This window comes from Pseudoxanthomonas sp. LjRoot204_2, assembly GCF_056175765.1.
The window spans coordinates 1-2,386 of sequence record NZ_JBGFFG010000473.1 but is presented as its reverse complement, the minus strand read 5'-3'; the positions used below and the strand labels follow the sequence as shown (position 1 = coordinate 2,386).

Here is a 2,386-nt window from a genome sequence, read left to right as displayed (position 1 = left end):
GTATGGCGACTACGTGCGCGCGAAGCTGGACGGCAATGGGCTGCGCACGGTCGCCTTCGAAGTCCCGCACGGCGACCACACGCACGGCTACGAAGTCGACATCGCGCAGGGCGGCTATCTGCCGCGCATCTCGCCGATGCGCGTCGGCGCCGACCTGGGCTGGTCGCTTGGCGGCTGGCGGGCTTCGCTGGGCGCGGTGCGCTACAGCAAGCAGGACGATGTGGCGCAGAACGAGGCGCCGAGCGACGGATACACGCTGGTCGATGCCCACATCGCATACCGGTGGGATCGCGTGGCATCGAGCTGGGAAGTGTTCCTGGACGGCAGCAACCTGACCGACGAAGAAGCCCGCCCGCATACCTCGCTACTGCGCGACTACGCGCCGTTGCCGGGCCGCGGCGTGGCGTTCGGCATCCGCGCGTACTTCTGATCGACACCTGACGGTCCTCCCCCGGGCGGCTGGCCTCCAAGGCAGCCGCCCTTCTTGACATCGATTATGTGCATATACACATAATTGGCTTCCTCTCGTGCGAGTCCGTGCATGCCCACCCCTACGCCCAGCGTCTGCACTTGCTTCCGGTTGAGGCGGGCCAGCCGGCGCGTGACCCAGGTGTACGACCACGAACTGGCGGCCGTCGGCCTGAGCCTCAACCAGTATTCGATCCTCCGCCGCACGGAACGCGAGCCTCGCGCGCTCGGCGGACTCGCGGACGAACTCGGCATGGATCGCACCACGCTGACCCGCAACCTCTCGCCGCTGGTGGACGCCGGTTTGCTGGAAACCGTGCGTGGCGAGGATGCACGTCAGCGCCTGGTCGCGCTGACGACCGAAGGACGGGCGCGGCTCACCCGCGCGAAACCCCGTTGGCAGCGCGCGCAAGCGGTCATCGACGGCTTGATGGGCGACACTGCCCTCAAACGCCTGCACGACGACCTCGACCGTCTCGACGATCTTCTGCGGAAACACCTGGGAGACGCTGCATGAGCGCCACCCTCGCAACACCCGCACCGCGCATGCACTGGGGCCTGCTGCTGGCCGCATCCGCCACTCTGATGATCACGATGGGAGCGCGGCAGACGACCGGACTGTTCGTCGCCCCGATCCACCAGGAAACGGGCATCGGCATCGCCGCGATCAGTTTCGCCCTCGCCATCGGCCAGTTCACCTGGGGCGCGGTGCAGCCCGTGTTCGGCGCGGTGGCGGACAAGCGCGGTTCGACCGGCGTGCTGGTGCTCGGCGCCGTCCTTCTCTCTCTGGGACTCGCGYTCACGCCCCACCTGACCTCGCCGTGGGGATTGATGTTCACGTTGGGCGTACTGACAGCGGCCGGCGCCGGCGCAGGCAGCTTCTCGATCCTGATCGGCGCGACCGCGCAACAACTGGCGCCCGAGAAGCGCTCGTTCGCCGCCGGCTTCATCAACGCGGGCGGATCGCTGGGCCAGTTCGTGTTCGCGCCGCTGGTGCAGGCCGTCATCGCGTTCGCCGGCTGGGCCAGTGCGATGTACACGCTCGCGGTCGCATCGCTGCTCGCGATCCCGCTGGCCTTCCCGCTGCGCAAGAAAGCCGTGGCGACGACGGGCGCGACCACGGCCACCGCGATCGGCGACATCAGCCTGAAGCAGCAGATCGCGCTCGCCCTGCGCGACCGTAGTTACTGGATGCTGCACCTCGGCTTCTTCACCTGCGGCGTGCACATCGCCTTCCTGGTGACGCACCTGCCGGGAGAAGTCGCGCTGTGCGGCCTGCCCGCCAGCGTGTCGGCCGTGGCGCTGATGCTGATCGGCCTGTTCAACGTGGCGGGCAGCCTGATCGCCGGCGCACTGGGCCAACGCGTGCGGATGAAATGGATCCTCGCGGTGATGTACGCCAGCCGCGCGGTGATGATCGCGTTGTATCTGGCATCGCCACCTACCTCGCTGACGTTCTACATCTTCGCCGCCGCGCTCGGCTTCACTTGGCTGGCCACGGTGCCGCCGACCGCCGGACTGGTCGGCAAGCTGTTCGGCCCGCGCTACCTGGGCACGCTGTTCGGATTGACCCTGCTGTCGCACCAGGTCGGCGGTTTCTTCGGCGCATGGCTGGGTGGCTTGGCGCTGGAGCGCTTCGGCGACTACACCTGGATGTGGTACGCGGACATGGTGTTGGCGCTGATCGCAGCGGTAGCGAACCTGCCGATCCGGGAAACGTCGCCTAAAGCAGTGCCGGAAGCGGCGTAGGAGCGTTGCCTTGTGGGAGCGACGTGAGTCGCGACGTCATGCCAGAGGGGGTTCGTCGCGACTTACGTCGCTCCCACAGCAAGCTGAGGCCTAAGCCTCGGCGCACCGCGCGCACAGCCCATGCACTTCCAGCGTTTGCGCCTGCGGCTGGAAGCCAAGCGCCTTGGCT

3 protein-coding genes and 1 pseudogene are annotated in these 2,386 nt (G+C 67.7%); 3 read left to right on the top strand and 1 reads right to left on the bottom strand.

Translation table 11 applies throughout. The features are described 5' to 3' along the window. The 3 genes from AC04L7_RS16765 to AC04L7_RS16755 all read left to right on the top strand — a co-directional run. Positions 1–430: TonB-dependent receptor domain-containing protein (locus AC04L7_RS16765; RefSeq protein ID WP_475513462.1), on the top strand; the 430-nt coding region annotated here is incomplete at its 5' end. Between the two features lie 111 nt (positions 431–541). Further along, positions 542–985 (top strand): MarR family winged helix-turn-helix transcriptional regulator, encoded by a 444-nt coding sequence (locus tag AC04L7_RS16760; protein WP_475513461.1) that lies wholly within the window; start codon positions 542–544, stop codon positions 983–985. After that, positions 982–2,217, top strand: coding sequence for an MFS transporter (locus AC04L7_RS16755; RefSeq protein WP_475513460.1), 1,236 nt, complete (start codon positions 982–984; stop codon positions 2,215–2,217). The genes AC04L7_RS16760 and AC04L7_RS16755 overlap by 4 nt, the downstream gene beginning before the upstream one ends. A 90-nt stretch (positions 2,218–2,307) precedes the next feature. Here AC04L7_RS16755 and AC04L7_RS16750 read toward each other — a convergent pair. Then, positions 2,308–2,386 (bottom strand): annotated as a pseudogene (locus AC04L7_RS16750) (transcriptional repressor); the annotation flags it as partial.

Coding starts and splice junctions, on each gene's coding strand:
- AC04L7_RS16760 (WP_475513461.1), top strand. CDS start 542: ATGCCCACCCCTACGCCCAGCGTCTGCACTTGCTTCCGGTTGAGGCGG.